General features: G+C 69.1%; 18 protein-coding genes. 6 read left to right on the top strand and 12 right to left on the bottom strand.

Annotated features, from left to right (window positions below; all coding sequences use genetic code 11):
- From AAG801_RS15110 to AAG801_RS15085, 6 genes are all read right to left on the bottom strand, one after another.
- The coding region (locus AAG801_RS15110; RefSeq protein ID WP_341889104.1) for an SDR family oxidoreductase at positions 1-568 on the bottom strand (568 nt) is incomplete at its 3' end.
- 44 nt (positions 569-612) lie between these two features.
- Positions 613-1,269 carry an isochorismatase family cysteine hydrolase gene (locus tag AAG801_RS15105; RefSeq protein ID WP_341889103.1) on the bottom strand — a complete coding sequence of 219 codons (657 nt, stop codon included), beginning with the start codon at positions 1,267-1,269 and terminating at the stop codon, positions 613-615.
- 11 nt (positions 1,270-1,280) lie between these two features.
- A complete protein-coding gene (locus AAG801_RS15100; RefSeq protein WP_101493916.1) occupies positions 1,281-1,511 on the bottom strand; it encodes a hypothetical protein in 231 nt (76 codons plus the stop codon).
- Positions 1,512-1,634: 123 nt separating this feature from the next.
- The gene (locus AAG801_RS15095) at positions 1,635-1,952 is read right to left on the bottom strand and encodes a hypothetical protein (RefSeq protein WP_341889102.1); all 318 of its coding nucleotides are present in this window, start codon (positions 1,950-1,952) and stop codon (positions 1,635-1,637) included.
- Positions 1,949-2,911 carry an alpha/beta hydrolase gene (locus tag AAG801_RS15090; protein WP_341889101.1) on the bottom strand — a complete coding sequence of 321 codons (963 nt, stop codon included), beginning with the start codon at positions 2,909-2,911 and terminating at the stop codon, positions 1,949-1,951. Before AAG801_RS15090 ends, AAG801_RS15095 begins: the two co-directional genes overlap by 4 nt.
- On the bottom strand, positions 2,908-3,105 hold the full coding sequence (locus AAG801_RS15085) for a hypothetical protein (RefSeq protein WP_341889100.1): 198 nt from the start codon (positions 3,103-3,105) through the stop codon (positions 2,908-2,910). Before AAG801_RS15085 ends, AAG801_RS15090 begins: the two co-directional genes overlap by 4 nt.
- Positions 3,106-3,410: 305 nt before the next feature.
- Here AAG801_RS15085 and AAG801_RS15080 point away from each other — a divergent pair, with 305 nt between their 5' ends.
- Together AAG801_RS15080 and AAG801_RS15075 are read left to right on the top strand one after the other, a co-directional pair.
- Positions 3,411-3,725: a proteophosphoglycan ppg4 gene (locus AAG801_RS15080; protein ID WP_101493920.1), complete on the top strand. Its 315-nt coding sequence runs from the start codon at positions 3,411-3,413 to the stop codon at positions 3,723-3,725.
- A 31-nt stretch (positions 3,726-3,756) separates the two neighbouring features.
- Positions 3,757-4,404: a L,D-transpeptidase gene (locus tag AAG801_RS15075; RefSeq protein WP_341889099.1), complete on the top strand. Its 648-nt coding sequence runs from the start codon at positions 3,757-3,759 to the stop codon at positions 4,402-4,404.
- Between the two features lie 14 nt (positions 4,405-4,418).
- On the opposite strand, the gene AAG801_RS15070 is transcribed toward AAG801_RS15075, so the two are convergent.
- Positions 4,419-5,195 (bottom strand): metallophosphoesterase, encoded by a 777-nt coding sequence (locus tag AAG801_RS15070; RefSeq protein ID WP_341889098.1) that lies wholly within the window; start codon positions 5,193-5,195, stop codon positions 4,419-4,421.
- A gap of 161 nt (positions 5,196-5,356) precedes the next feature.
- Here AAG801_RS15070 and AAG801_RS15065 point away from each other — a divergent pair, with 161 nt between their 5' ends.
- The 4 genes from AAG801_RS15065 to AAG801_RS15050 all read left to right on the top strand — a co-directional run bounded on the left by AAG801_RS15065 (position 5,357) and on the right by AAG801_RS15050 (position 7,827).
- Entirely contained in the window at positions 5,357-6,247 is an 891-nt protein-coding gene (locus AAG801_RS15065) for a nucleotidyltransferase (protein WP_341889097.1), read from the top strand.
- A complete protein-coding gene (locus AAG801_RS15060) occupies positions 6,237-6,581 on the top strand; it encodes a nuclear transport factor 2 family protein (protein WP_341889096.1) in 345 nt (114 codons plus the stop codon). Before AAG801_RS15065 ends, AAG801_RS15060 begins: the two co-directional genes overlap by 11 nt.
- Before the next feature lie 183 nt (positions 6,582-6,764).
- A complete protein-coding gene (locus tag AAG801_RS15055) occupies positions 6,765-7,190 on the top strand; it encodes a CBS domain-containing protein (protein WP_101493923.1) in 426 nt (141 codons plus the stop codon).
- Between the two features lie 52 nt (positions 7,191-7,242).
- The gene (locus AAG801_RS15050; RefSeq protein ID WP_101493924.1) at positions 7,243-7,827 is read left to right on the top strand and encodes a YSC84-related protein; all 585 of its coding nucleotides are present in this window, start codon (positions 7,243-7,245) and stop codon (positions 7,825-7,827) included.
- Between the two features lie 86 nt (positions 7,828-7,913).
- Here the strand turns inward: AAG801_RS15050 and AAG801_RS15045 are convergent, their stop codons facing one another.
- Genes AAG801_RS15045 through treS form a run of 5 tightly spaced genes read right to left on the bottom strand, consistent with a single transcriptional unit; the run spans position 7,914 to position 21,167 of the window.
- Positions 7,914-13,034: a malto-oligosyltrehalose synthase gene (locus AAG801_RS15045; protein ID WP_341889095.1), complete on the bottom strand. Its 5,121-nt coding sequence runs from the start codon at positions 13,032-13,034 to the stop codon at positions 7,914-7,916.
- Positions 13,024-14,844, bottom strand: a complete 1,821-nt coding sequence (gene treZ, locus AAG801_RS15040) for a malto-oligosyltrehalose trehalohydrolase (protein ID WP_341889094.1) — start codon at positions 14,842-14,844, stop codon at positions 13,024-13,026. Before treZ ends, AAG801_RS15045 begins: the two co-directional genes overlap by 11 nt.
- A complete protein-coding gene (gene glgX, locus AAG801_RS15035) occupies positions 14,841-17,003 on the bottom strand; it encodes a glycogen debranching protein GlgX (protein ID WP_341889093.1) in 2,163 nt (720 codons plus the stop codon). The genes treZ and glgX overlap by 4 nt, the downstream gene beginning before the upstream one ends.
- 29 nt (positions 17,004-17,032) lie before the next feature.
- Positions 17,033-17,791: a hypothetical protein gene (locus AAG801_RS15030; RefSeq protein WP_341889092.1), complete on the bottom strand. Its 759-nt coding sequence runs from the start codon at positions 17,789-17,791 to the stop codon at positions 17,033-17,035.
- 46 nt (positions 17,792-17,837) lie between these two features.
- Positions 17,838-21,167: a maltose alpha-D-glucosyltransferase gene (gene treS, locus AAG801_RS15025; protein ID WP_341889091.1), complete on the bottom strand. Its 3,330-nt coding sequence runs from the start codon at positions 21,165-21,167 to the stop codon at positions 17,838-17,840.
- Positions 21,168-21,190: the final 23 nt, after the last annotated feature.

Raw genomic sequence — 21,190 nt, 5'->3', positions numbered from 1 at the left:
TGGGCTTGTCGGCATTGACCGATGCGGTGCTGATGATGGCGCTGCCGGGCTTCATGTGCGCGACCGCAGCCTTGCACAGGAAGAAGTTCGCATACACGTTGGTGCGGAAGGTGCGGTCGAATTCTTCGGCTGTGATCTCGTCGAGGTTCTTGTGCGACATCTGGAACGCGGCGTTGTTCACGAGCACGTCGAGCCGACCGAAGCGCGCCATGGCGGTATCGACCAGGTGCACGCAATGCGCCTCCTCGCAGATGTCGCCCGGCACGGCCACGCAGGTGCGTCCGGTCTCCTCGACGAGCCGCACGGTGAACTGCGCATCGTCTTCCTCCTGCGGCAGGTACGAGATGAGCACATGGGCGCCCTCGCGCGCGAACGCGAGCGCCACGGCGCGGCCGATGCCGCTGTCTCCGCCGGTGATGAGCGCGGCCTTGTCCTTGAGCTTGCCGGAGCCGACATAGGAGGTCTCGCCGAAATCGGGACGCGGGTCCATGGCCGACTCCAGGCCCGGGGGCGTCTGTTCGGGGGTGTCGAAAGGCGGCCGGGGCCCGGCCTGCATGGGGTGTGTCATCGAAGGCTCCATTCATTCAACAGGAAGAAAGTGGGTGGCAAGGCTCATGGTCGGCCCCGCCCTTTTGCCCCTTTTTCGGCAGGCAGGCGGATGCGCGACCCCGGCGTGGTCGCGATGTCGAAGGCCAACTCGCACTGCGCGAGAAAGATCGCCTGGCGGCGCGCGGTCTGCGTGCCGATGCAGTCGCGCGGCAGCAGCACCTCGAGCTGGTGCATGCGCGCGTCGGTGGCGGTGCTGAGCACGCACTGGTCGCTGGCAACGCCCGTCACGATCAACCGCCGGATGCCCAGCACTCCCAGCAGTTGCGCCAGCGGCGTGGCGACAAACGCCGACTGCTGCGGCTTGAGCACGAAGTAGTCGTCGGCCTCCGGCAGGAGCTGGGCGGTGATGCGGGCCCCGGCCGCGCCGTTGCCCATCGACAGCTCGACCTGCGCGGCGAAATCGGAGCGCCACCGGCCGCGGTTGTCGTTCGCGTAGATCACCGGCACGCCCCGCGCCTTGCACCGCCGCCGCAGCGCCGCGATGCGCGGTGCGACGGCCAGCGCCGCAGGAAGCAGCTTGTCGGCGTCCGGGAAATCCCAGGCGCTGATCATGTCGACGATGAGCAGGCCCGTCGCCCCATTGGCGGTTTCGACCGCCAGCGAAGAAGCCTTCGAGGGCTGACCGTCAGTTGCACCACCCGGTTCGCGCGCCGCAGCCATGCACGGCGACCTTACTTCGAGGGGGTGTCCGAGGTGGCCGGTGGCGCGTTTTGCGGCGCTTGCTGTTGCACCGCAGGCGGCGTGCCTTCGTGCGCCGGGCCTTCGCCGCGCCGATCGATCGCATAGAAAAACAGCAGCGCGCCGATGAACACCAACAGCGCGACGCCCGCGCCGTAGACGAACAGGTTCGAATTCTCCCGGTCGTCGTTCCTGGCTTGCCGTCTTGCAGAGCTTCTGTTCATGGCGTGTTTCCTTTCTTCGGCACCTGGAAAAGTGCATGCGCTAGGTGTCGCGCCATCGGCCGGGCCGCCGCATCGGTGGCCGCAGCAACGCCGTGTAGGAAAGCTCCGTTTTCTGGTCGGTTTCTAGGCGAACGTGTTGACGACGATGCGCAGCACCTCGACCCGCTCGGGCAGTTCGATCAGAAACTCCGGGTCGCGCGGCAGGTGGTGCACGACGTTCGGGTCGCCCCCAGTGAACGCGCTCATCGCGGCCACGTCGGGCCAGTAGGAGGTGGTGACGAACTCGGTCTCTGTGGCGCGGTCTTCGCGAAACAGCTGCACCGCGAGCGCCGTCTTGAGAAGCGGTGGAATGCCTTCCACCTGCAGGTAGCGTTCGTAGGCGTCGGCACGGTCCCGCGCGACGCGGCCACGCCAGATGCGGGCAATGGCGGCGGTGCTCATACCGGCACGCCTTCGATCATCTTGTCCGGTGCAGCCCCGGAAGTGGGCAGGTGCCGCCCCAGGAAATCGCGCAGCCGCGGCACCACCTCGGCCAGGTGCGTCTCGAGCAGCCAGTGGCCGCCATCGTCGAACGCGTGGAACTCCGCATGGGGCAGATCGCGCAGGTAGGCACGCCCGGCCTCGATCGGCATGTAGCCGTCCTGCGGGCCCCACAGGATCAGCGTCGGCGGGCGGTAGGTGCGCAGGTACTCCTGGTAGCGGGGAAACCACCGCAGGTTCTCCTTCAGCCCCCTCATGAGACCGAGCGCAACGCCGCGCCGAGCGGGCGTGTCCATCAGCTGCCAGTGGAGGCGCCAGAGATCGGGCGCGAGCCGCGGGGCCACGCGCGGCGACACCTCGCCGATGAACTCTTCACGAAAGCCTTCTTCGCTCACGGCGCCCGCCAGCACCGCGAGATGCGCCGGGCTCGGGTCGTTCCAGTACGCCTTGATGGCCGCGTACTTCGGCCCCAGCGTGTCTTCGTAGATGTCGCCGTTCTGGATGATGAGCGCCGTGATCCGCCCCGACCGCCGCATCGCATGGCGCAGGCCGATCTGCGACCCGTAGTCGTGCAGGTACAGCGCGTAGCGGCGCAGCGCGAGCGCGGCGGTGAAGCGGTCGAGAAAGTCCGCGTAGCCGTCGAAATCGAAGGCGAAGCCTTCATCGGGCGTGCCGCTGTAGCCGAAGCCCGGAAAATCGGGCGCCACCACGCGCCAGCGGTCGGCCAGCGCCGGCATCAGCGCGCGGAACTGGAACGAAGAACAGGGGTAGCCATGCGGCAGCAGCAGCACAGGGGCGCCCACCGGACCGGCCGCGCGGTAGAACACCTCGACGTCGTCGATCTGCACCGTGCGGTGCGTCACCGCAGTCGTGCCGGTGGTGGATGCAGCAGCAGAACGCGCCTCCGTCGGCGCGCTCATGGCATCGAGCCGCCGCCCCGGCGGGACTGATGCTGGTTGCCGCTGCCGACCTGGCTTTCGCGGTCATGGCGGCTTTCGGATGTGCGGCGCGGCTCGTTGCGCGGCGTGAGGGGTTGGTTGCCGGCCTTGTTGTGTTCGGTGTCGCGACCATCGTCGTCGGTCGCGTCGTTCTTTCGGGGGTTGGGATTCACCATGTCGACTCCTTGAAATCGTGAGACATACAAAGGAAGAGGCTTCTTTTTCGTCCCGTGCCGGAGGCGCGAATGTGGGAGGAGACCGACCCCGGATGTCGTCCTGGCCGCGCGGGCAAAGCGACGCGCGCCCGCTGCGGGTACCGCGCTCCACATACTGCCACGTACTGCCATGTACTGCGTTTCCTACGCCGCAGGTCGTCCATCCCTGACAACACGTCACCCTGACCTGCCTAGTCTGCGAAAGGTCAGCCATGAGACTTGCAATCCGGCGCTCGGCAGCTGGCATCTTTCTTTGGAGACCCACCATGACCCTCTCACGTCTTTCCACGCTCCTGGCTTCCGGCACCCTCGTCCTGGCAGGCGTGGCCTTCGCCCAAGGCAATCCACCAACCACCGCCCCCGCCAATCCCGCGACAGGGGCCGGGCAGCAAAGCCCCACCGGCGGCCCGATGGGCACCACCGGCACCACGCCGCAGAACACGCAAAGCGGCAGCACCATGTCGCCGGCGCCGAGCACTGGCAGCACGGGTTCGAGCACGATGAACACCCCGCCCCCGAGCACCGATACGTCGACCATGGCCGCCAACGATCCGCGGCCCGCACGTGCCGACCGCAACTGAGCCCGGCGGACGGCCTCCCGCATCGGCCCCCGTGCAGCGCGCGACCCGGTTCACGGTCGCGTCGTTCGCAGGGGTGATGCTGGTTGCGGCACTGGCGGGCCTGCCACCTCAACCCGCCAGCGCCGCCAGCGCCGGGCCGCTCCCTGCGGCTGAACAGTTTGCCCAGGCGGCCGCCGCCGCCGGGGACAACGCGTCGCAGCCGTTCGCCGTCCTCGACAAGACGGCCGCACGCCTGTACCTGTTCGACCGCGACGGGCGCATGACCGCGTCGTCCCCCGTGCTGCTCGGCCTGGCCCGGGGCGACGACTCGGTTCCCGGCATCGGCAGCCGGCCCATGGCCGAGATCCGCACCGAGGAGCGCACGACACCCGCGGGGCGCTTCAACGCCGAACCGGGCACCAACACCTCGGGCGAAGACATCACCTGGATCGACTACGACGCCGCGATCTCGATGCACCGCGTGCGGGCCACCAACCCCAGCGAGCAGCGGCTGCAGCGGCTGGCCTCCGCCACCGCGAGCGACAACCGCATCTCGTACGGATGCATCAACGTGCCGGCGGCGTTCTACGACCGGCACGTGAAGCCGATGTTCGCGAGCCGGGGACGCGCGGTGTATGTGCTGCCCGAAGTGGCCTCGCTCGACGCACGGTTTCCGTTCTTGCGAGCGAGCGGGAACTGAGCGCGCTCGGCCTGCTAGGGCGCTGACGGCGCCCTGGCGTCGGCGGGCTCGCGCGGCAACTCGTAGAGAAAGAACGGTGCCACGTCGGGCCGGCTGCGCTGCAGCAGCGGCTTGGCCACGTTGTAGACGGGCACGCCGCTGATCGTGCGTGCCCGCAGCGTGCCCCGGTGCGCGTGGCCGTGGAACACGGCGTCGATCGGGTAACGCACCAGCGGGTCTTCCAGCCGGCTGCTGCCCAGGAACGGGAAGATTTCGACCGGCTCTCCTTCGACCGTGCCGACCACCGGCGCGTAGTGCAGCAGCGCAATGCGCCGCCGCGTGCGCAGCTTGGCCAGCGCCGATTCGAGCTTCATCGCCTCGTTCAGCGCCTCCTGCACGAACAGCTTGATCGCGGGCTCACCCCACGCGCCCAGCGCGCCGCGACCGAAGCCGCCGCCGAACCCTTTCACGCCCGCAATGCCCACGCCTTCGATCTCGCAGACCGAGCCGTCGAGCACGCGCACGCCGGCGTGCGCAAGCGTGCCGCTCACCACCTCGGGCGTGCCCGATTCGTAGTCGTGGTTGCCCAGCACGGCGACGATGGGAATGTGCACCGCCCCCAGTTCCTCGGCGAGCACGCGGGCTTCCTCTTCGGTGCCGTAGTCGGTCAGGTCGCCGCACAGCAGCAGCGCGTCGGCTTCTTCATTCGCCTGCGCGAACAGGCTGCGCAAGGTGCCGCCGGCGTCCTTCTGGACATGGATGTCGCCGACGGCGGCGAAGCGGATGTGGGATGAGGATTTGGGCGTGGGCATGGGTGATCCGGTCGGTTGCGCTTCAAACGTGGGAACCAGCCTGTACCCCGCCGCGCGCGGCCGTCATCGGCCTCTTCCCGCAGCGGCTGTAGGCGCCTGCCGACGCGCGATGGGGCCGTTGGCTTTGGCCCGGCGCCGCTTGGCCGCGCGACCTTTCACGCATGCCATCGACCACCACGCTCGCCCCCTCGCTCGAGGAAGAAGTCCCGCCCCGCGTGGCCGACTTCTACCGCCAGAGCCTGCGTGCCCTGCGCGATGCGGGCATTCCGTTCCTGGTGGGCGGCGCCTTTTCGCTGGCCTGCTACACCGGCATCCGCCGCGCGACGAAAGACCTGGACCTGTTCATCCTGCGCGAAGACTTCGAGCGCATCGCGCCGCTCATGCAGCGGCACGGCTGGCGCACCGAGCTCACCTATCCGCACTGGCTGGCGAAGGTGTATGACGGCGACGCGTTCATCGACCTGATCTTCAACTCGGGCAATGGCGTGACGCCGGTCGACGCGCGCTGGTTCCACGGCAACTGCCGCGCCGACGTTCTGGGCGTGCCGGTGCTCGTGGCCAACGTCGAGGACTGCCTGCTGTCCAAGGCCTTCATCATGGAACGCGAGCGCTACGACGGCGGCGACATCGCCCACCTGCTGCTGGCCCGCGCCGAGCGGCTCGATTGGGCCAGCCTGCTGGTTCGCTTCGGTCCGCACTGGCGCGTGCTGCTGACGCACCTGACGCTGTTCGGCTACATCTACCCCGGCGAGCGCCACCGCATTCCCGACTGGGTCATGGCCCGCCTGGTCGAGCGCCTCACCGATGAAATGCACGGCCCGCCCGCGCCCTCGGAGCGCCACGTGTGCGCAGGCACGCTGCTGTCGCGCGAGCAGTACCTGCACGATGTCGAACAGGCCGGCTACGTGGACGGGCGCCTCACGCCGGTCAGCGGCATGACGGAACGCGACGTGGCGGTGTGGACGCGGGACATCGCGCCCGCTCATGCACCGCCACGCGATGCCAGCGACGAGAGGGAGCAACCCCCTGCAGGAGGTTCCCATGGACGATGACAACCTGTGGCGCATCGAAGAACAGTTCTGGTCTGCCGGCGCCGACTTCTACGAACAGCACCTGTCCGAACACGCGCTGATGGTGTTCCCCGCCCCCGCGGGCGTGCTGGACCGCGCGGCGACGCTGGACTCGATTCAATCCGGCAGCCGCTGGGTTCACGCCAACTTTGAAAAGCGAGAACTGCTCAGGCCGTCCGACCACGTGGCCCTGCTGGTCTATTCGGCGACGGCGTCACGGCATGAAGGCGTGGTCTATCGCGCCCTGTGCAGTTCGACGTACGTGAAAGAGGGCGATGCGTGGCTGCTGGCCTTGCACCATCAAACGCCGCAATGAGGAGCGCGCGCCGGGCGGCGTCCACGCGTTCTTCCTTTGCACCACCGGCTTTTCGGTGGTTGTCCTACACCTCGGGCCGCAGAGAAGACTAGACCTGTATCTGCGCGGGTTCGCAGCCGTGCGCACCCTATTTCCTGCCGCGGACCGCGGCAGCCCCACCCACTTTTCTTCAAAGGATTCCAGATGCGAAAAGTCAACGCTGTGATGACCCGCGATGTCGAGGTCATCAGTCCCGACGCCACCATCGCGGAGGCCGCCAAGCGCATGCGCGACGGCGACTTCGGGATGATGCCGGTGGGCGAGAACGACCGCATGATCGGCGCGATCTCGGACCGGGACATTGCGATCCGCGGCATCGCCGAGGGACACGACGGCAACGCCAAGGTGCGCGACGTCATGTCGGACGGCATCCGCTGGGCCTACGAGGACGACGCCGTCGATCATGCGGCGCAGCTCATGGCCGAGCACCAGGTGAGGCGCCTGCCCATCGTCGACCGCGACAAGCGGCTGGTGGGCATCCTGGCGCTGGCCGATGTCGCGGTGAAGGAGCCCAAGGCCAAGCCGGCCACGGAAGCGCTCTGCGGCATTTCGCAACCCGTCGAGGCCTGACCCGACGAAGCGCTGCCGATCGATTCATCACCCCCTTGTTGGAGGACTCGCCATGTACGTCGCACCTTCCCGCCTGCTTGCAGTCGCCGCCATCGCGGCGAGCCTCGCCGTGACCGGCTGCACGGTCACCCGCCCCACCGGAGCGGCGAGCGACGTCCCGGCTTCGTCGGCATCGGCCATCGACGCCCAGGTCGACGCGTCGTTGTCCCGGCTCTACGACACCGTCACCGGCTCGCGCGCACTCGTTGCGGGCGCGCAGGGCGTGCTGGTCTTCCCTTCCGTGGTCGGCGGCAGCCTGGGCGTAGGCGCTGAATATGGTCGCGGTGCCCTGCGCACCGCAGGCCGCACGCAGGCCTACTACAGCACGACCGCCGGCTCCATCGGCTTCCAGGCCGGTGCCCAGTCGAAGGCCGTCTTCTACGTGTTCACCTCCAAGGAGGCGCTGGACAAGTTCCGCCAGAGCCGCGGCTGGACCGTGGGCGCCGACGCGACGGTCGCGCTGGCACGCTACGGCGCCAACGGCGTGATCGACTCGAGCACCTTCCGGCAACCCGTGGTCGCTTTCGTGGTGACCAATGTGGGCCTGGAGGCGGGTGCGTCGGTGCAGGGTGCGAAGGTCACCGAAATTCGACCTTGACGCAGGATCACCGGCGATGAAGCCGAGCTGCTGCGGCAGCCCGGCATCGGTTGAGAGGCCGCCAAGCACCGGCGCCAGGGTCAGCGTCAGGACGATGTGCGGGCGTGGAACGCCCCCCACGGCATGCACCGCAGCGCGTCGGCCAGGTCGATGCGCCCTGCTCCGGCCGTCAACGACTCACCGGTCAGCGGGTTCTCGAACGCCACCTCCCTCACGCCTTCGGGCAGGCGCACCGTCGTGCCTTTCCAGACCTGCGCATCGGGCAGCGCCGGTGCCACATCGTCGCCCGTACTGCGGCGCGACAACGCGGCGAACAGGCGCCCCGTCACGACCACGAGCATCTGCCCCTCGTGCCGGCGCGTGAAGGCGACGACATGCCGTGCCAACGGTCCTTCGACCTGCAGCGGCTCGTAGCTGCCCTCGCGAAACAGCAGCGGCTGCGCATGCCGCAATGACAGCAGCCGCCAGATGAACCACAGCTTGGCGCGGCCGTCGTGCGGCGACGCCACCATCGCGCGCACCTGCACCGCCAGGTCTCCCTGCCCCGCCATCGCCTGCAGCGCCGCCAGCCGCTCTTGCCGCAGCGCGTAGTTCACCGGCCGCCGGTTGTCCGGGTCGACCAGGCTCAGTTCGATGAGTTCGCTGCCCTGGTAGAGGTCGGGCACGCCGGGCGATCCGTATTTCAGCAAGGTGAGCGTGAGGCCGTTCCAGGCACCGAACCACGCCATCGTGTCGGCCAGCCGTTGTATGTCCGCTAGACAGTCGTTCGAGGCCGGATCGGCCAGCAGCGTGCGCACGAAATGTTCGAGCTTGGCCTCGTAGTCCGCATCGGGCTGCGACCACCGCGTGCGCAGCTTGGCCTCGCGCGCGGCTTTCTGCATGTACTGCCAGATGCGATCGCTGAAGCCCGGCGCGGTGTCGGCGTCGAGTCCGCCCACCGGCAAGGTGCCCAGCAGCGTCTGGTAGAGCAGGTACTCGTCGGTGCGCGATGGCGCTTCGCCGCTGGCGAGCCTGCTTCGCGCACTGCGGCACAGGCCGTGCCAGCGCGCGAGCGCCTGCATCCATTCCTCGGGCATTTCGGACAGCACGTCGATACGGTGGCGCACGTCTTCCGAGCGCTTGTTGTCGTGCGTCGAGGTCGCGAGCATGGTGTGGGGCCAGCGCTGCGCGCGGTCGGCGCTCGATGCGTGGAAGTCCTCGACCTCGATGCCGAACCGGTCGGGCTCGCCGCCCACCTCGTTGAGCGCACTGAGCGGAAAGTAGCGGTAGAACGCCGTGTCCTCCACGCCCTTGGCCGCCACCGGCGCGCTGAACTGCTGGAAGCGCACAGAGAAGCGTCGCACGCGCTCGGCGAGCGCGGCCGGTGCCGAGGCGACGGCCTCGCCGCGCAGCGCGCTGCGCACGAAGTCGAAGACCGAGCGGTCGGCGTCGCCGCTCTGCCGCACCGCCTCGTCCACGGCCTCGTCGATGAAGCGCGCGTCCTGCGCCGAGGGACCGTCGACGATGTACGTCCGGTAGACCGGCATGCACGCGCCGACCTCGGCCAGCGCGCGGCGCAGCGCATTGAGCGTGTAGTCGCGCGTGCGGCGGTCGGCCCGCGCGATGCGCAGCAGCTCGGTGGAGAGCACGTTCAGCTCCGATGAGAGCGCATTGCGCATCACCTCGCGCCGCCCCGCCCGGCAGACCGCCGCGAAGTCGTCCGTCTCGCCGGTGAAGCGCTGCCAGGCATACACCACGGCGGCCTCGGCCGTGGTGTCGACGAGCACGCCGTTGGCCACGTTCGCGAAGCGGTAGCCGGTGGTGCCGTGCACGTGCCAGCGGTCGGGCACCTCTTCGTGCGCGCCGGCGATCTTCTCGGCCACCACGTACAGCGGACGCGCGGGTCGGCCGTCGGCATCGTGCGTGGGCAGCACGAGCCCGGCGCGGCGCGCATAGCCCTCCTGCAGTTTGCGAAAGTAGTCCGCCGGGTCGTACAGGCCGTCGGGGTGGTCGATGCGCAGGCCGTCCACCACGCCCGCCGCCGCGAGGTCGAGCGCGAACGACTGCGTCGCCTCGAACACCTCGTCGCGCTCCATGCGCACGGCCGCCAGGTCGTTGATGTCGAAGAAGCGGCGGTAGTTGATCTCGTCTGCCGCCACGCGCCAGTGCGCGAGCCGGTAAGCCTGCGACTCGATGAGCCGGTGCAGCGCATCGCGCGCGTCGGGCTGGGCCAGGTTGAGCTCGGCCACCGACGCCGCGAGCGCCTGCGCGACCGCCGGATGGCGCAGCGCCAGCCGCGCGAGCCGGGCCTTGAGCAACTCCTTGTCACGCACGCGCTCGGCCTGCGCCTGGGGAGAAGCCGTGTCCCGCCGCGGCAGGTGTCCGAACGCGGTCGACAGGCTCGCGAGCCGGTCGCACGCCGCCGCATCGCCCAGCCGCGCGAGCGCGCGCTCGAGCACGAAGGGATAGCTCTCGGGCGCGAGCGGAAAACGGTGCTCGTAGTAGCCGAGGGCGAGGCTGCCCGTGTCGGCCTCGAAGCGCAGCACCAGCTCGCCGTTGTCCAGCGCTTCGCCGTAGTGCACGCCCAGCACGGGCAGCAGCACCTTGCCGGTCAGCTCGACGTTGAGCGGGTGCCAGTCGATGTCGAAATACGGCGCGAACGGCGAGGCGGGGCCGTTCTCCAGCACGTCCATCCACCACGCGTTGTCGGCGCCGAACACGCCCATGTGGTTGGGCACCATGTCGAGCAGCTGGCCGAGGCCGTGGGCCTTCAGCGCGTCGACGAAGCGCGCAAAGCCCTCTTCGCCGCCGAGCTCGGGGTTGACCTGCGCATGGGCGACCACGTCGTAGCCGTGCATGCTGCCCGCGCGGGCGCGCTGGATCGGCGAGCAGTACACGTGGCTCACGCCGAGCTGCGCGAGGTACGGCAGCACGCGGATCGCGTCGTCGAAGCCGAAGCCCTTGTGGAACTGCAGCCGGTAGGTGGCGCGCGGCACGCGGGTCTGCAGGCCGGGCGGTTCGGTGCGGGTTTCGACCTTGCGAGGCCGCGCCGCCCGCAAGGCCTCGCCCAGCGCGCGCATGCGTTCGCCGCTCACCAGCGCCGCCACCGATTCGGGCAGCTTGCGTCGCCAGTTCGGGTGCGTGTCGACCGTGCCGGGCAGGTTGGCCTGCGCGACCACGCCGGCCACGTCTTCGAGCTGCACCATCATCAGGGCCGAGGGTGTCGCCGCGAGGAAGGCGTGCGCCGCTTCCACGAGGCGCGCGGACGGCAGCGCGCGCCCCGCGGCCTGCCCCACCTCCTCGCGCGACAGCAGGCCCGCCTGCTGCAGCGCCTGCATCAACGCGATGCGCTCCTGCGCGCGGTCCATGAGCTGCTGGTCGAACACCGCGGGGTCGGGGAACAGGTCGAGCGCGAGGCGTTCGCGCAGGTCGGCAGCGGTCCACCAGCCGGCGAAGGTCGCGAGGTCGTGCGTGCCGATCGCGACCAGCGCGGCGGCCGGGTAAGCCTCGGGCGGGTTGAAGCGGCCGACGTCGTGCTGCTTCTCGAAATACAGCAGGCGGTACGAGAGCACGTCGGCCTGCGCAAGCGCTTCGCGCACCGCATCCTCGACCGTGCCGAGGTCTTCGCCCACCACCATGCAGCGGTTGCGGTGGCTTTCGATCGCCACGATGGCGAGCATCTCGTCCAGCGGGTAGGACACATACGCGCCTTCGCGCGCGCTGGCCCCGCGCGGAATCCAGAACAGCCGCATCAGGCCCATCACGTGGTCGATGCGCAGCGCGCCCGCGCCGCGCATGGCGGCGCGCAGCGTCTCGATGAAGAAGCGATGGCCCTCGGCGCGCAGGCGGTCGGGACGCAGCGGCGGCAGGCCCCAGCCCTGGCCGGCGGGGTTGAACTCGTCGGGCGGTGCGCCCACGCTGGCGCCGGACGCGAACACCTGCTGCGCGCCCCAGGCGTCGGAGCCGGCGCGATCCACCGACACCGCGAGGTCCATGTACAGGCCGATGCCCATGCCGAGCGCATCGCAGCGCGCCGCCACCCGCGCCAGCTGCCGCGCCGCCACCCACTGCAGGTACTGGTGGAACTGCACGCGCGATGCATGCGCCACGGCAAACGCGGTCACCTTGGCCGAATCGGGGTCACGGTAGGCAGCAGGCCAGTCGTGCCAGTCCCACGCGCCGCCTTCGGTCGCGAGGAAGTGGGCCTGCAGCGTTTCGAACAGCGCGTGCTGGCGCAGCGCTTCGCCGCGCTCCGCGACGAAGGCGAGGAACGCCCGACCTGTCTCGCTGGGGGTGCTGTCCACGGGCAGGTGCCGTGCGCAGAAATGCGTGAAGAGCAGCGCGAGCACCTCGAACTTCGCTGCGGCCACGCCGGCGTGGTCGACCAACGGGCTCGCGCGCAACGCGGCGAGCCGCGCCTGGAAGTCGGGCGACTGCACGCGTGCGCGGGCTGCATCGCAGGCCTCGAAACCGTCGACCGCCTCCACGTCGATGCACAGCACGTTGAGCTGCTGGCGCGACGACGGGCTGTACGGGCTCGTGTGCAGCGGCGTGCTCGCGAACAGCGCATGCAGCGGGTTGAGCCCGATGACGTCGGCCCCCTGCGCCGCCATGCGAACGGCCAGGTCTTCGAGATCGCCGAAGTCGCCGATGCCCCAGTTGCGCGGCGAGCGCAGGCTGTACAGCTGCACGGCCGGGCCCCAGACGCGCCCGCCGTCGCGCACCGCGGGCGGCCGGTAGCAGCGGCCCGGCGAGGCCAGCACGCAGGTCTCGCCACGCAGGCCATCGATGTGCAGCCGGTGGTAGCCGGCTTCGAGCGCCAGCGGTATCTGCAATGTGCGCTGGCACCAGGCAACACCGTCGATGTCGGTGCGATCCGTCTCGGCAAAAGCGTGGGCATCGGCCTCGCCTTCCACCTCCCGCCCGTGCTCGTCCGCGAGCTGCCAGCGCAGCCGGCTCAGCGACACCGGCATCCGCAGAGTCACCGACCACGCGACGCTTCCGGCCCGCACGACCTGCACCGGCGGCAGCGCCTGCGCCCAGCGCACGCGACGGGCTGTTGCCAATGCGGGGCCCGCGTCGGCGGTGCTGTCGAGCCGCACGCCGAACTCGGCCAGCAGCGCGATCAGGCTGTCGGTGGAGGCTTCGCGTCGGACGCCGAAGGCATCGAAATAGCCGGGCGCGATGCCGAAGTGCGCGCACAGCTGGCGGAACGCGTCATCCGCCATGCAGTGCTTCCAGCGTCACGTGGACCGCGCCGCGCCCCAGGCTCAGCGTGCTGTCGCCGCGCGTCACCCCGTCGCTGTGGACCACCTCGCCCGGCAGGTCGGCGAGCAGTTCCACGGGCTGCGTTCCGAAGTGCGCCAGCATGTAAAGCCGTGCCGCGCCCAGGGCCCATTGCACCTGCAGCGTGCCGTTCTCGCACCGCCAGCTGCCCGCGCCCGCCATGCCACCGAGCCGGGGCACGATGAGGCGATGGCGCAGTGCCAGCAGCTGCTGCACCTCGCACAGCCACGCAAAGTGCGCACGCGTGCCGCGTTCACGCCAGCGCAGCTTCGACGCCATGAAGGTCGCCTCGGCATTCGGATCGGGAATGCGCGCGCGGGCGGCTTCGTCTGCAAAAGCGGCGAAGCCGCCGAACTCCGCGCGCCGTCCTTCGGACACGGCGCTCGCCAGGTCCGGTCCGAAATCGCAGAAGTACTGGAACGGCGTGGAGGCCGCGAACTCGTCGCCCATGAACAGCATCGGCACGTGCGGCGACAGCAGCAGGCAGGCCATGGCCGCACGCACCAGCACCGAATCGCCCAGCGCGTGGATGCGCTCGCCGAAGGCGCGGTTGCCGACCTGGTCGTGCGTCTGCAGGAACGACACGAAAGCCGTCGATGGCAGCCGCGTGCTCGGTTCGCCGCGCGCCTCGCCGTGGCGGAAGGCGGACGGCTGCCCCTGGTAGATGAAGCCCTCGGCCAGCGCCTGTGCGAGCCGGCGCACGGGGTCGTCGGCATAGTCGGCGTAGTAGCCGTCGCCTTCGCCGGTGACCAGCACATGCACCGCATGGTGCAGGTCGTCGTTCCACTGCGCCGTGCCGGCCACGGGCCGGCCGCGGCTGTCGCGCAGCAGCATCGAGGCCTGGTTGGCGTCGTTCTCGAGCACCAGGTGCACATGGCGTTCGCGGGCCGGGCCGTTGTTCAGCGCCTCGCGGATCTCATGCACGATGCGCGGCCGCGTCTCGTCGTGGATGGCGTGCACCGCGTCCATGCGCAGGCCGTCGAAGCGGAACTCCTCCACCCAGTAGAGCGCGTTGTGAATGAAGAAATCGCGCACCGTGCGCGAGCGCGGCCCGTCGAAGTTGATGGCCGCGCCCCAGGGCGTCTGCCTGCCCGCGTTGAAGAACTCGGGGCAGTACGCATGCAGGTAGTTGCCCTCGGGCCCGAAGTGGTTGTAGACCACGTCGAGCAGCACCATGAGGCCGAGCGCATGCGCGGCATCGACCAGCGCCTTCAGGTCGTCGGGCGTGCCGTAAGAGGCGTCGGGCGCGAACGGCAGCACGCCGTCGTAGCCCCAGTTGCGGCGTCCCGGAAAGTCGGCGAGCGGCATCAGCTCGACCGCGGTGATGCCCAGTTCGGCCAGCTCGCCGAGCCGCGCCGTCGCGGCGCGCAGCGTGCCTTCGTCGGTGAAGGTGCCCACATGCAGTTCGTAGACCACGGCCTCTTCCCACGGCCGCCCGCGCCAGGCGTCGTCGGTCCAGTCGAAGCGGCGCGGGTCGATCACCGTGCTCGGCCCGTGCACGTCGTCAGGGTTGAAGCGCGACGCCGGGTCAGGCACGCGCGTGCCGTCGGGCAGGCGGAAGCTGTAGCGGTCGCCGTGTTGCGCATCGAGCACCGTCAGGCGGTGCCAGCCCTTGGCGTCGCGCGTCATCGGCTGCGACGCCAGGGGATGTTCGAGCACGACGGTCTCCGCCGACGGCGCCCAGACCGCGAACTCGACGCCCTTCTCCCGCACCGTGGCGCCGAATGGCATGGCGTGGCAATGCGCACTCATGGCCGTACATCCGGCCGGCTCATCACGACGAGTGAGCGGCATTGCAGCGGATAGGCGGGCTCGCTCCACGCGGGCGCGAGCGACGCGGCATCGTCGGTGGTCGGCGGCGGCGAATTGCTCGCGGTGTCCACGAGCAGCCGCCATGCGCCGTGCGGCATCGCCGGCAGCGTGAAGGCAATCTCGTCGTGGTGCGCGTTCATCAGCACCAGAAAGTCGTCGTCGTGCTGCGCCTCGCCACGCGGCCCGCGGTCGGCGATGCCGCCGCCGGGGATGTACATCGCGATGCAGCGCGCGTTGGTGTCGTTCCAGTCTTCGGGGCGCATCTCGGCGCCGTCGGGCTTGAGCCAGTGCACGTCGGTGAGCGTCTCGCCTTCGGCCGGCTTGCCCGCAAAGAAGTTGCGGCGCCGGAACGACGGGTGCGCGCGGCGCAGCGCCACCATGCGCTCGACGAAGGTCGTGAGCGCCAGCCGCTCGGGCGTGGGCGCCCAGTCGATCCAGCCGAGTTCGTTGTCCTGGCAGTAGACGTTGTTGTTGCCCTGTTGCGTGTGGCCGCGCTCGTCGCCGGCCAGCAGCATCGGCACGCCCTGCGACAACAAGAGCGTGGCCAGCAGGTTGCGCTTCTGGCGCTCGCGCAGGGCGAGCACCTCGGGGTCGTCGGTGGGGCCTTCGACGCCGCAGTTCCACGACACGTTGTGGCTGTTGCCGTCGCGGTTGTCTTCGCCGTTGGCTTCGTTGTGCTTGTCGTTGTACGACACCAGGTCGTGCAGCGTGAAGCCGTCGTGCGCGGTGATGAAGTTGATGCTCGCCGTGGGCCGCTTGCCCGACCAGCCGTACAGGTCTTCCGAGCCGGTGACGCGCTTGGCCACCTCGCCGATGAGGCCGCCATCGCCTTTCCAGAAGCCGCGCAGGCCGTCGCGGTACTGGTCGTTCCACTCGGCCCAGCCGAGCGGAAAGTTGCCGACCTGGTAGCCGCCGTGGCCCAGGTCCCACGGTTCGGCGATGAGCTTCACGCGGTTGAGCGTCGGGTCTTGCCGGATCGCGTCGAAGAAGCCGCCGAGGTTCTCGACCTTGCCCGACTCGCGCGCCAGCGCCGAGGCCAGGTCGAAGCGAAAGCCGTCGACGTGCATCTCTTCGGCCCAGTAGCGCAGCGAGTCCATCACCAGCTGCAGCGCATGCGGATGCTCGAGATTGACGGTGTTGCCGCAGCCGGTGAAGTCGTCGTAGTAGCGGCGGTTGTCGGCGTTGGCGATGTAGTAGCTGGCGTTGTCCACGCCGCGCATCGAGAGCGTCGGCCCGAGCTGGTTGCCTTCGCAGGTGTGGTTGTAGACCACGTCGAGGATCACCTCGATGCCCGCGGAGTGCAGCGTCTTGACCATGGTCTTGAACTCCTTCACCTTGCCCGAGGCGCTGTAGCGCATTTCGGGGGCGAAGAAGGCCAGCGTGTTGTAGCCCCAGTAGTTCCGCAGCCCCTTCTCGGCCAGGTGGCGGTCGTTCAGGAAGCTGTGAACAGGCAGCAGCTCGACCGTGGTCACGCCCAGGCGCTTGAGGTGGTCGACCACCGGCGCGCAGCCGAGCGCGGCGTAGGTGCCGCGCAGTTCGGGCGGCACGTCGGGGTGCGTCATGGTGAAGCCGCGCACGTGCATCTCGCAGATCACCATGTCCTGCCATGGCACCGAGGGGCGGCGGTCGTCGCCCCAGGTGAAGGCGGTTTCGAGCACGCGGCCCTTGGGCATGAGTGGCGCGCTGTCGCGGCGGTCGAAGGACAGGTCTTCGCGCTTGCTGCCGACCGTGTAGCCGTAGAGCGCATCGCCCCAGCGCAGCTCGCCCACGAGGTCTTTCGCGTACGGATCGACGAGCAGCTTGTGCGGGTTGAAGCGGTGCCCTTCCTCGGGCTTGTAGGGCCCGTGCACGCGGTAGCCGTAGGCCTGGCCGGGGCGGGCCTCGGGCAGGTAGCAGTGCCACACGCCGTCGGTGCGCTCGCGCAGCGCAATGCGCTGCAGTTCATGCCGGCCGCGTTCGTCGAACAGGCAGAGTTCGACCTTGTCGGCGTGCTGCGAAAAGAGCGCGAAGTTGACGCCCTCCCCGTCCCAGGTGGCGCCGCGCGGATAAGGTCGGCCGGGCCAGACGGCCGTGATCGTCGGATGGGTCTTGGATGTCATTCAGGGGCCGATGGGCGTGGAAAGAAAATTCAACGGGGTGGACGGTCGGTGGTGTCGAAGCGTGGCGGCGTGCCCACGGGCGTCACGACGGGCGGGGCTGTCTTGCTGCTGCCGCTGACCTGCACCTGTTTGGGCCACCAGCGCTCGATCTGCGCCTTCGCCCAGTCCTTGCCTGCCAGGCCGAAAGCCAGCGCCAATGCAAAAACCACGCCGGCCAGAATCACGAGGAAGCTCTCGCGCACGATGTCGCCGCCCACCTTCACCTGGTCGAGCGCGATGAGGATCACGAAGGCCATCACGGCGTACTGGGCGACCTTGCCGAAGAGCACGGCGTCCTGCATCTTCACGCTGCGGAAATAGCTGCCCACGGCCTCGCCCACGAAGCGCGCAAAGTACGAGCCGAAAGCCAGCACCAGCAGCGCCACGAACACGTTGGGCACGAACCAGACGATGCGCCCCAGCAGGTCGGCGATGTAGCTCAGCCCCATGCCGTTGAAGGCGATGAGCAGCGAGGCCAGGATCACCAGCCAGTACATCAGCACGCCGAACAGGCTGCTGGTGTCGCCCTGGAACCCGCCCTGGCGCAGGAAGTTGTCCAGCCCCGCGCGTTCGGTGAGCACGTTGAAGTTGACGGCGCGCAGCGCCTTGGTCACGGCAAAGCGGGCCGCCTTGGCGACCAGCCAGCCGACGAGCACGACCACCAGCCCGATCAGCAGGCGCGGAATGAAGGCGCCGACCTGGTAGAGGATGGCGCGCAGCGGCTCCAGGTGAATGCCGAAGTTTTCCATGGTGTGTCTTCCGGTGAGGTGGCTGGGGATGGCTGTAGGTGGTGGATCAGGCACGCGGCGCGTTGATCAACGCGAGCACGCCGTGCAGCGGCACCTGGGCCCAGTCGATGCGGTTGTCGAGCTCGTAGCGCAGCTCGTACAGGGCCTTGTCGAGTTCGAACAGCGCGAGCAGTTCGGCGTCGATCGGCGCCCCGTCGGCGCCGTAGCCGCCCAGGAACGCTTCGCGCGTGGCGCGTTCCCAGGCGATGGCCGGCGCGGCCAGCCGCTGGGCTTCTTCGGGGCTTTGCGCCACGCGCCGCAGCGCCGACCAGCGCGCGTAGTTGAACGAGCGCAGCATGCTCGCCACGTCGCGCAGCGGCGAGCTCTTGGTGCGGCGCTCCTCGAAGCTGCGCGCGGGCTCGCCCTCGAAGTCGATGATGACGAAGTCGTTGTCCTTCACCAGCACCTGGCCCAGGTGGTAGTCGCCGTGGTAGCGGCTCTTGATGCCACCGCCTTCCACCGGATGGCGCGCCGCGATGCTCGCCTGCAGCGCATCGGCCGCGTCCAGCAAGGTGCGCGCGTCGGCCTGCGCGGCGCCGGGCACGAGGTCCAGGCGTTCGCGCAGCAGCGCGAGCGTGGCGGTGGCGTCGCTCGCGGCCAGCGTCTTGAAGCTGGCGAAGTCGGCCGCCGCAAGCGGCTCGGGGTCGAAGGCCGCTGCGCCGGTGCGCACGGCGAGCGCCCGGTGCAGCTCGGCGGTGCGCCGCCCCAGCGTGGCCATGAGCGCCAGGAAGCCGCCGTGCACCGCGGCCACCTCGGCACCTTCGACCCGGCCTCGCGCCTCGCCGTCGGTGGTGGCCGCATCGCGCAGGAAGCGCTCCAGGTAGCCGAGCGTGTGGTCCCATCCGTCGCCCTGGTTGGGCATGTAGCTCTGCACCATCGCCAGCGTCATAGTGCGGCCGTCGTTCGTCAGGTACTCGAGCGCGCCGAGCACGGGCACGCAGTGCGGGTAGTGCGCGTCTTCGGTGAGGAAGCGGCCCATCTCCAGCTCGGGGTTGATGCCCTCGCGCACATGACGGTAGCCTTTGAGGAACAGCGTTTCGTCCAGCGTGATGACGGTGTTGCTGCTCACGCCGCTCGGGCGTCCGACGGCCAGGGCGTCGATGTCGACCTGCAGGCCTGCGAAGGCCGCCGTCGGCCGGAACACCAGCTTGCCGTTGGCGGTGGGCAACTCGGCACCGCTGGCGATGGTGCGCAGCAGCGCGCGGCAGAAGGCCTCATCGTAGAAGGCGTCGCCCATGAGGCCGACCTGCGCCTGCTGGCGCACCTTGGCGAGCGCGGCCTGCGCCACGCCGGCCATGCGCTCCTCGTCGCGCTCTTCCCACGCCAGGGCCAGCGGCATGAAGTAGGTGGCGCCGCCGGCCGGGCCTTCGAGGTCGAGCAGCGCCAGCATCCAGCTCAGGCCGTCCACGTCCCACACGGCATGGTCGGCCACGCGCGCACGCCGGATGGCCGTGCCCTTGGAGGCGTACCAGCGCTGGATCTCGATGTGGCGCGGCAGCGTCTCGGTTTCGAACTGGGCGCGCATGCGCTCCGACATGCCGATGCGCCACGGCATCACGCGCTCGCGGAAGAAGCTGGTCCAGCCGTCGAACAGCACGAGCGTGGGCCACTCCTGCAGCGCCACGCCTTCCTGGTGCCAGCTCGGCGCATCGGCCTCGGCCGTGAGCTTGAACCAGTAGAAGCCGTACGACGACATCGTGAGCAAGTAAGGCAGCTCGCCGATGGGCGGGAACGGCGCGCGGCCCAGCATCTCGATGGGCACGAAGCCCTTGAACTCCGACAGGTCGAGTTCCACCGGCTGTGCGGCGCGCGAGAGATTGAACACGGTGAGGATCACGTCGCCGTCGTACTCGCTCAGGTAGGCCAGGATCTTGCGGTTGCCCGGCTTGAGAAAGCGCCGCCGCCCGCGCCCGAAGGCGTAGCTGGTCTTGCGCACGGCGAGCATGCGCTTGGTCCAGTTGAGCAGCGAGCTGGCGTCGCGCGCCTGCGCTTCCACGTTGAGCGCTTCGTAGCCGAACATCGGGTCCATGATCGGCTGCAGGTACAGGCGCTGCGGGTCGGTGCGCGAGAAGCCGGCGTTGCGGTCGGGGCTCCACTGCATGGGCGTGCGCACGCCGTTGCGGTCGCCCACGAACACGTTGTCGCCCATGCCGATCTCGTCGCCGTAATAGATGATGGGCGAGCCCGGCATCGACAGCAGCATGCCGTTCATGAGCTTGACGCGGTCCATGTCGTTTTCCATCAGCGGCGCCAGCCGCCGGCGGATGCCCAGGTTGATGCGCGCGCGCATGTCGGCCGCATACATGGTGTACATGTAGTCGCGCTCCTTGCTGGTCACCATCTCGAGCGTGAGCTCGTCGTGGTTGCGCAGGAAGATGGCCCACTGGCAGCCCTCGGGAATGTCGGGCGTCTGCGCCATGATCTCGACGATGGGGTGCCGGTCTTCCTGCGCGATGGCCATGTACATGCGCGGCATCAGCGGAAAGTGGTACGCCATGTGGCACTCGTCGCCATCGCCGAAATACTCGCGCACGTCTTCGGGCCACATGTTGGCCTCGGCCAGAAGAAAGCGGTTCTTGTACTGCGCGTCGATGGCGGCGCGCAGCTGCTTGATCACCGCGTGCGTCTCGGGCAGGTTCTCGTTGCTGGTGCCGTCGCGCTCCACCAGGTAGGGAATGGCGTCGAGCCGGAAGCCGTCCACGCCCATGTCGAGCCAGAAGCGCATGGTCTTGAAGATGGCCTCGAGCACCGCCGGGTTGTCGAAGTTCAGGTCGGGCTGGTGGCTGAAGAAGCGGTGCCAGAAGTACTGCTTGGCCACCGGGTCCCAGGTCCAGTTCGAGGTTTCCGTGTCGGTGAAGATGATCCGCGTGCCCTGGTAGATCTGGTCGGTGTCGCTCCACACGTAGAAGTCGCGCTCGGGCGAACCGGGCGGCGCCAGCCGCGCGGCCTTGAACCACGGGTGCTCGTTCGAGGTGTGGTTGATGACCAGCTCGGTGATCACGCGCAGGCCGCGCTTGTGCGCTTCGGCCAGCATCTCGCGGAAGTCGTCGAGCGTGCCGTACTGCGGATGCACGTCTTCGTACCCGGAGATGTCGTAGCCGTCGTCGCGCAGGGGCGACGGGTAGAACGGCATGAGCCAGATGGTGTTGACGCCCAGCTCCTTCACGTAATCGAGCTTGGCGGTCACGCCCCGGAAGTCGCCCATGCCGTCGTTGTTGGAGTCGAAGAAGGCCTTGACGTTGAGCTGGTAGATCACCGCGTCGCGGTACCACAGCGGATCGTCGCTGGTGTCGATCTCGACGGTTTCGAGCGCGATGTGGGAGACGGGTGCGTTCATGGGCGATTCGCCTTCCTGATCTT

It is taken from the genome of Variovorax sp. YR752 (assembly GCF_943372545.1).
The sequence above is the reverse complement of the archived record's forward strand: the minus strand, read 5'-3'. Positions and strand labels throughout refer to the sequence as shown.